A 7,646-nucleotide genomic window follows, 5' to 3' on the forward strand; every position below is an offset into this window, starting at 1 on the left:
GGTCGTCTGGCGCGGCATGATCCGCTTGCACGACATCGCCTTCGGCATCTCCATTGGATAAGCCGACGATGTGGGTAATCGAAAGCCGGTGAAGCCCGGTGAAGACCGCAGACGTGCGTATCCGGTGGCCCTGAGCACTGCGGTGCTGGGGTCAAGCTTTCGATGGGAGACGCGATGATATTCTTCGAGGAGGAGGCGACCTCCTCGATGCCTTCATCAGTGAAGGCCAAGATCCCGTCGTCATCGTTGACCCCATAGACCCAGATGGACACCTCGAACTACCGGCTTTCGCGGACCGGTAGGGCCGCGCTGATGTTCTGCGTGGACTGATGAACTGATGAACGGCGGTCGCTTCGGATTTGGTTGTTGAGATTGATGCGGTCGCCGCGGCGGTTTGCGCCGCCGTCGCCGTCATGTGGGCGCAGTTCGCCCCTGGTGCCATACGAAGCTGGTGAGATTTTAGGCGAGGTTGGCCATGCCGATCTTGATCCTGCCCCGCGCGATGCCGATCGTGCGCACGAACAGACCCATGCGGAATTTCTGCTGCGCGAAGAAGTGCTCGACGAAGACGCGGGTCTTTGAGCGCCGGCCGTTGGCCCGCGACGTAGCCTCGCTCATCGGCCGGCCCTGCGGCTTCTTCTGGTGAATGTCGGAGACGTAGCCGTTCCGGTCGAGCCACTCCTCGTTCTTGTTCGAGCGATAGGCGGAGTCGGCCCACACCGTCGAGCCGGTGTTGCCCCGATTGAGCACATTGCGAAGCTGAGCACCGTCATAGGCTGACGCGCTCGTGACGTTCCATCCCGGATGAAGTCGTGCCTGCGATCGATCGAGGCGTGATTCTTGTACCCGAAGGCGGGAATGGCGATGTCGCGTTGCTGCGCCTTTCCCTCCTCGGCAACCTTGGCTTTCGAGAACTTCACCGTCCAGCGGGCATCGCGGTCCTTCTGGCGCAGCTTGGCCGGCTTCTCCTTCCAGGCGTCAGGAACCTTGCCCGCCTTGATGTCAGTCTTCTCGGCGTCGGTGTTGCGCTGCTTGGGCGCCGCCACGATGGCGGCATCGACGATCTGCCCGCCCATCGCCAGGTAGCCGGCCTTGCCGAGGTGATTGTCGAAACGGGCGAACAGGTTGTCCACCGCGCCGGCCGTGCGAGACGCTCCCGGAACAGCCAGATCGTCTTGGCGTCCGGCACCCTGTCTCCGAGCCCAGCCCGAGGAAGCGCATAAAGGATAAACGGTCCTGAATCTGGAACTCGGCCTGGTCGTCAGACAGGCCGTAGAGCGCCTGCAGGACCATGATCTTGAACATCATCACCGGATCGTAAGGCGGCCGGCCACCCTTCGCGCCATCGGAGCGCTTTAGCGCCCTGCCGAGCGGCTTGCGGAAAACCTCCCACGGCACCACCGCATTCAGCTTCTCCAGCGGATCGCAGGCCTCGCTCAGCCGCAGATAGCGCTCGTCGATGTCCCAGAACCCCGCCTGTCCCCGCATTCCCAGTCTTCCGCAAATCACAATGACAGTGAATCACGAATCGGTCGAAATGGGGAGGTTTTTCGAGGTGTCCAATTGATGGGTAGCGTGCGTCTTCGTGTTCGACCCAAAGGTTCTCTCCGAAAGCTTTTCGTTTTTGGAGGCGACATTCGGCAACCGTTACTTTGCCTGTGGTGCTAGTGGTATCTAACAAAGGAGGAGGAAGATGCTTTCAATCCGCCCACAGCGTTATCCAAACATCGTCCCCCCGGGCGTCAGTGCCGACGGCACCAAGGGGATTCTGGGGCTCTCGCTGGAGCAGAATGAGGGTGCCAAGTTCTGGCTGAGGGTCATGAACCCGGGGCGGCGACGACATCCTGATCGAGCGACGGCCTGAGAGCTTTCCCGATGCCATCGTGGCCATCTTCCTGGAGGCGACGGTGCCGACCTGCACCGTTCACCTGCTGCGCCAGAGCGTGGACTTCGTCTCCCACAAGGATGGCAAGGCGGTTCCCGCAGCCCTGAAGCACATCTACAGGGCTTCGGACGAAGGCCGAAAACAAAAACACACCCATTATTTCCGGTTTGCCAGAATTCGTCCTTGAAAAGAGCACTCATAGGGGGCTAAACATATGTCAAGCACACTATACAAAACCACAACTGCCCACGCGTTTCCCCAGAGGGGGATGACCCGCGACGAGATTGAACAAGAACTAGAGCAGCTGCGTTCACAAGACGCAGACCCGCGCTCGACGTTCCCAGATCGTTGGCTCAATGACCGTGGGCTCCTGCTTGATGATGGCACATTCGAAGTTGCCAAGGCCGCTCACCTTGCCTTTTTTACGAAGGGCAACAACTACCCTACCGTGGTAAAATTTGAACGCGATCTAATACAGATGGCGCTTAGTCTGTTCCACGCTGGAAATGATGCAACCGGGGCCGTGACAAGCGGCGGTTCCGAGAGCCTCTTTCTCGCTACTGCTGCTGCCCTAGCGAGCGCCAAAGAAAGACGGCCGGATATTACTCGGCCAGAAATAGTAATCCCGCAGACGGGCTATCCCACATTCGAGAAATATGAACGGTACTTCGGATATTCCCTTCGTCGCGTACCGGTCGACGCAAATTTTCGTGCAAATGTCTCAGCAATGTCCGAAGCAGTTAGCGAAAATACAGTCATGATGCTCGCGTCAATGCCCTCCTGGTCGCATGGCGTTTGTGACCCAGTTCGAGAATTAGCAGAAATTGCCAGCAGACATGGGATTTGGCTGCATGTGGACGCTTGCGTTGGTGGGTTTTTGGCGCCTTTTGTGGGCGAGCTCGGACGAGACGTTCCCGACTTCGACTTTCGAGTCCCTGGCGTAAGTTCAATTTCGGCGGACTTTCATAAGTACGGCTATAGCGGCAAGGGCGTTTCAGGTGTTTTCTATAAAAATAGAGATATCGCCCGCAACCAACCCTTCGTTTTCGACACATGGGCAGCAGGGCTTTATCGATCACCAGTTCTTACTGGGACGCGTAATGGTGGCGCAATCGCTTCAGCCTGGGCAGTCATGCGTTACCTGGGGCGGGACGGATACCTTTCGCGGGCAACTCAAATTCTCAAGCTGAGAGACGCCATATTGGCCTTCGTTAAACAGCGCTCTGGCTTAAAAATAGTCGGCGGAGCGGAGCTTAACGTAGTCGGAATTGGCAGCGATTACTCGGACATCTATTCGATTGCAGGCAAGATGAAGAAGTACGGGTGGAACATAAATATACTAAAGGATCCAGAGGCAATACAACTTGTACTTGGGCCGCTGCGGGACGAGTATATAACTTTGCTCGTGAATGACCTTGAGAAAGCCGTGGAAGCTGTACGGTGCGAAGGTTTCAGCGCTCCTTCTCCAGCCGTGGTCTATTCCGACGAATTGTTGGACTGAAACGGGAGTATTTGTCGTTTATACAGGTTTATTTCAATATGGCGAAACCCTTGAACGGCCAGCCGCCGGTCGTTGGTGGGCGAATCCTCACCGCAAGTGAATGTGGAGGGGGTGTAGCAGGTGTGCCGGGAGTCCTTTGAGAGGTGCGGAGAGGGAGTATTCCGTGGCAATCGATCAGCCTAGGCGGTTGCTTGAGATTACTCTTCGTTTCTGCAATCTGCCCATCCTTGAACAATCCAACGCCCAATAAAGCGCGAAGTTCTATCCCAGGTAGATATAAACGGCGGCTCTTGGACTCGCACCGATACGGAGAAACCAATGTCACTTTCTGAAATAGTTCTAGCAAAGGTGAAAGACAAGTCGTTAGCGACGGACAAAGCTCTTGTAGGGACTGGCTGGGTAGCGGCAGGTTCAAGGGGCCTCACGTTCGAGGTCACCAATCCCTCAACCGGCGAAGTCCTCGCAACCCTTCCAGATCTCGGTGAAGAAGAGGTCAGGTCGGCGATTGATGCTGCTCATGTTGCCCAGAAGAGCTGGGCGAAAACGGCGGGCAAGGAGCGCGCCGCAGTTCTGCGAAAACTGTACGACCTCATAGTATCGAATGTCGATGATCTTGCCACCATTCTCACCTTGGAGATGGGAAAACCATGGCCGGAGGCGAAGGGAGAGATCCTTTATGGTGCATCCTACGTCGAGTGGTTCGGTGAGGAAGCAAAGCGAGTTTATGGCGACACCATTCCGGGTCATCAGCCGGACAAGCGCATCATCGTGATCAAGCAGCCCATCGGAGTTGTTGGGGCCATCACGCCGTGGAACTTCCCGAATGCGATGCTTGCCCGCAAGATGGCCCCGGCAATCGCTGCCGGCTGCAGCATGGTGTCAAAACCTGCGGCTCAGACACCCCTATCCGCGCTGGCCCTGGCTCTCCTTGCCGAACGCGCTGGTTTGCCACCCGGTCTTTTTTCTGTGCTCACCACCACCGATGCGGCGATGATCGGTCAGGAATTCTGCAGCAATGAGAAGATCCGGAAGCTCACGTTTACGGGCTCGACCAATGTTGGAAAAATTCTAATGCGGCAAGGCGCAGAGCAGATCTTAAAGCTCGGCCTCGAGCTCGGTGGTAACGCGCCCTTCATCGTCTTCGATGACGCGGATCTCGACGCTGCCGTCGACGGCGCAATGATTTCCAAATACCGCAATGCTGGGCAAACCTGCGTCTGCGCCAATCGGCTTTATATTCAGGAAGGCATCTATGATGCCTTTGCGGCCAAGCTTGCCGAGCGCGTCCGCCAGATGAAAGTCGGCGACGGCTTTGCCGAAGGGGTCACGACAGGCCCTCTCATCGACTGGAATGCGTTGAAGAAGGTATTAGAGCACGTTACCGACGCGGTCGCCAAGGGGGCTACAGTGGAGGTCGGTGGCAAGCCTGCGAGCCAAGGCGGGCTCTTTTTCGAGCCCACTATCTTGACCGGAGCAACGGGGGATATGCGCCTCTCCAGGGAAGAGACGTTCGGCCCTATCGCGCCATTGTTCAAGTTTTCGACCGTGGAACAAGTGATAGAAATGGCGAACAACACCAAGTTTGGCCTCGCTTCCTACTTCTATTCCAGAGATGTCTCGAACATCTTCCGGGTGGCGGAGGCTCTCGAGTGCGGCATGGTCGGGGTTAACACTGGGCTGATCTCCACCGAAGTTGCGCCTTTTGGTGGCATCAAGCAATCTGGCCTTGGCCGCGAAGGTTCAAAATACGGAATCGATGATTATACAGAGATGAAATACATATGCCTGAGCGTGTGATTGGCCTCTGCTCCGCATGGGAAAGTCGCCTCTTTTCTTCGGCCGTTGCAGCAATGAGGTTCTGTTGCAAACTATTCGGTTACGCCTGGGATGGCATTGACCTCTGGCGTTTCGGAGAGTGATGCTGATGTTCAAAGGCCGCCATTTCGGCCAATCCGTCATCCTGCTTTGCGTTCGTTGGTATCTGGCCTGTGGCGTGAGCCTGCTGATTTTCGAGAAATGATGGACCGAGCGCTGTATCGGTGTCGATCATTCGACCATTCGACGTTCCATCGCTGGGTCGTTCACTACTCACCCTTGCTGCTGGACCGCTTCAACGTAAGCGCGAATTTCCCCGCACCTTTTGCTGTTGAGTGCTCTGATGCATGAGAAGCTATGCGGGGGAGCGGCGAGGTGGCACCATCATCGTACGATCAACCCGAAGGATAGACTATCATGTCCAAAGTCGACGATCTCAGCCGATCAATCACTGTATTGGATCAAGCTCGCACTGTGCTCGTCGTTGTAGAAATGAGTCAAAATAACTGGCTGGTGGCCGGAATGCTTCCCGGCGTTCAGCGACACCCCCTCAAGAAACTCGATCCCGATCCCAATGCATTGCTCGGTTTGATCGCGCGTTGGCGATCGGAGGCGGAGGCTGCGGGCATGCCGATAGACCGGGTCGCGCTGGCCTTCGAGGCTGGGCGAGACGGCTTCTGGCTGGCCCGGTGGCTGCAGACGCGAGGCATAGACGCTCACGTCATCCATTCAACCAGCGTCGCCGTGAACCGTGAACACCGACGGGCGAAAACCGACAGGCTAGACACGGCCATGCTGATGCGCGTGTTCCTGGGTTGGCTGCGTGGCGAGCGTGGCCACTGCCGCATGGTGGCGATCCCATCACTGGCGGAAGAGGATGCCAAGCGGCCGAGCCGCGAGCGGGAGAACCTGGTCAGCGAGAAAACGCGGATAGTCAATCGCATGAAAGGGGCGCTGGCTCGGCTCGGCATCCGTGGCTTCAAGCCCGAGCTTCGCCGGGCGCCGAAGAAATTGCCGGACCTGCGCACTTCGGAAGGACAGCCGCTTCCGCCGAATATGCTGGAAGAGATGCGGCGCGACATGGCTCGGCTTGCGGTGGTGCGCGATCAGATCACGACGATTGAAAAAGCCAGAATTGCCCAGCTTGAGCAGGCGCCCGCGTCGGGGTATAATGCAATGGTTGTGCTATTGGCGCGCGTGATTGGTGTCGGGATTGAGACAGCCGACATGCTGGTCCACGAGGTGCTTAGCCGCAACCTCAGAGACCGGCGCGCGGTGGCGCGTTACGCCGGTCTGACAGGCTCCCCCGACGAGAGCGGATCTAAACGACGCGAAAAGGGGTTGGCCAAGGCAGGCAACGCCCGGGTGCGACGCGGGCTGATCCAGTTGGCCTGGCGCTTCCTGAGATTCCAAAAGAATAGCGAACTGACGCAATGGTTCCAGGCACGAGCGGCACAGGGCGCCCGCAAGACGACGATGATCGTGGCGCTCGCACGCAAGTTACTCATCGCGCTCTGGCGATTGGTTACCGTCGGCGAAATCCCGATGGGCGTCACATTGCGCCCGATGAACTGAACACACTGCAGGGCGCCTGACGGATCAACCGCCGTAATGACGCCCGCGCGTATCGATTCGAGGTGGCGGTGTCCCGATGGACACCATGGCGTTATTTGCCGTCATGAGAATGGGCCCCGCCGCCTCGGAGCCTTGCTGCTGAAGCCAATGACTGCTTCATGGTCCGGGTCTTTTGCAGACCCACCGAATACAAGGTTGCGGCGTAATGCGATGCGCCCAAAGGCAGGCTCCCCTCGAATTTGATGCTCGCGGACCAATGCACAAGGCAGTGACCAACCGTTCTGTTATGGCTATCCTGACCGCTTTACCGCGAAATCAGTGAAGGCCCCTTGACAACGAAATCGCGGCAGGTTTTCCGGCAAGGCCTTGCGGCCGCGCTTCTTTCCCGTCGCCCCTTCGCTCGCCGGCAAGCCCGTGTCCGGCAGGACAACGACGCCGCTATCTTCGTTGTCGGCGGCGTCCTCATCCGCGGCCTGTTCGGCTTCATTGAAGAGGCGGTCAATGTGCTTTTCACTGCGCGGCGCAAAACGATGCAGTCGTGCAAGCGCCAGCTCTTCCTCGAGTTTGACGACGCGTTCGGTGAGTTGACGGTTCTGCGCCTGCAGCGCGAGCGCGTCGAGTATGACCTTCCCGACGATCAGAAGGCTTGTCCTTGCTGCCGTCACCAGATGCATCGCATGGGCGAGGCCGTTACCGAGCAACTTCATATCGAGGTGAAGGCGAAGGTCCTGCAGAATGTGCGGTTCAAATATGCTCACATGGCGCGACGGTGGCGGCGCGACACCGCGATCGATGCCGCATCGACGATGTGACTTTCGATCCAGTCCTCGCGGTTCAGCACCCGGTCGATCCAGAAGCCGTCCAGCCCCG

Annotated in this window: 3 protein-coding genes and 5 pseudogenes; 6 read left to right on the forward strand and 2 right to left on the reverse strand. The window is 57.9% G+C overall.

All coding sequences use genetic code 11. The annotated features are described in order from the left end of the window. Positions 1-459 precede the first annotated feature (459 nt). Positions 460-1,488, reverse strand: a pseudogene (locus tag NKI99_RS33070) (IS5 family transposase). A gap of 250 nt (positions 1,489-1,738) precedes the next feature. On the opposite strand from NKI99_RS33070, the pseudogene NKI99_RS33075 reads away from it, so the two are divergent. The 5 genes and pseudogenes from NKI99_RS33075 to NKI99_RS33095 form a co-directional block, all read left to right on the forward strand. Next, a pseudogene (locus NKI99_RS33075) lies at positions 1,739-2,033 on the forward strand (transposase); the annotation flags it as partial. Positions 2,034-2,153: 120 nt separating this feature from the next. Then, positions 2,154-3,386, forward strand: coding sequence for a pyridoxal phosphate-dependent decarboxylase family protein (locus NKI99_RS33080; protein WP_352613656.1), 1,233 nt, complete (start codon positions 2,154-2,156; stop codon positions 3,384-3,386). Between the two features lie 318 nt (positions 3,387-3,704). Beyond that, positions 3,705-5,183, forward strand: coding sequence for an NAD-dependent succinate-semialdehyde dehydrogenase (locus tag NKI99_RS33085; protein WP_352613658.1), 1,479 nt, complete (start codon positions 3,705-3,707; stop codon positions 5,181-5,183). Positions 5,184-5,310: 127 nt separating this feature from the next. Next, a pseudogene (locus tag NKI99_RS33090) lies at positions 5,311-5,501 on the forward strand (IS6 family transposase); the annotation flags it as partial. A 117-nt stretch (positions 5,502-5,618) separates the two neighbouring features. Further along, positions 5,619-6,776, forward strand: a complete 1,158-nt coding sequence (locus NKI99_RS33095) for an IS110 family RNA-guided transposase (RefSeq protein ID WP_352613659.1) — start codon at positions 5,619-5,621, stop codon at positions 6,774-6,776. 314 nt (positions 6,777-7,090) lie between these two features. Here the strand turns inward: NKI99_RS33095 and NKI99_RS33100 are convergent. Next, positions 7,091-7,450 (reverse strand): annotated as a pseudogene (locus tag NKI99_RS33100) (transposase domain-containing protein); the annotation flags it as partial. Between NKI99_RS33100 and NKI99_RS33105 the strand changes: the two are divergent. After that, positions 7,376-7,531 (forward strand): annotated as a pseudogene (locus NKI99_RS33105) (IS66 family transposase zinc-finger binding domain-containing protein); the annotation flags it as partial. The pseudogenes NKI99_RS33100 and NKI99_RS33105 sit on opposite strands and share 75 nt — an antisense overlap. Between the last annotated feature and the right edge of the window lie 115 nt (positions 7,532-7,646).

Source organism: Mesorhizobium sp. M0239 (assembly GCF_040321815.1).
In the GTDB taxonomy this organism is placed as follows: Bacteria; Pseudomonadota; Alphaproteobacteria; order Rhizobiales; family Rhizobiaceae; genus Mesorhizobium.

What these genes read in the sequence shown, in the direction of transcription:
- NKI99_RS33085 (WP_352613658.1), top strand. Translation starts at nt 3,705, where the DNA reads ATGTCACTTTCTGAAATAGTTCTAGCAAAGGTGAAAGACAAGTCGTTA.
- NKI99_RS33095 (WP_352613659.1), top strand. Translation starts at nt 5,619, where the DNA reads ATGTCCAAAGTCGACGATCTCAGCCGATCAATCACTGTATTGGATCAA.
- NKI99_RS33080 (WP_352613656.1), top strand. Translation starts at nt 2,154, where the DNA reads ATGACCCGCGACGAGATTGAACAAGAACTAGAGCAGCTGCGTTCACAA.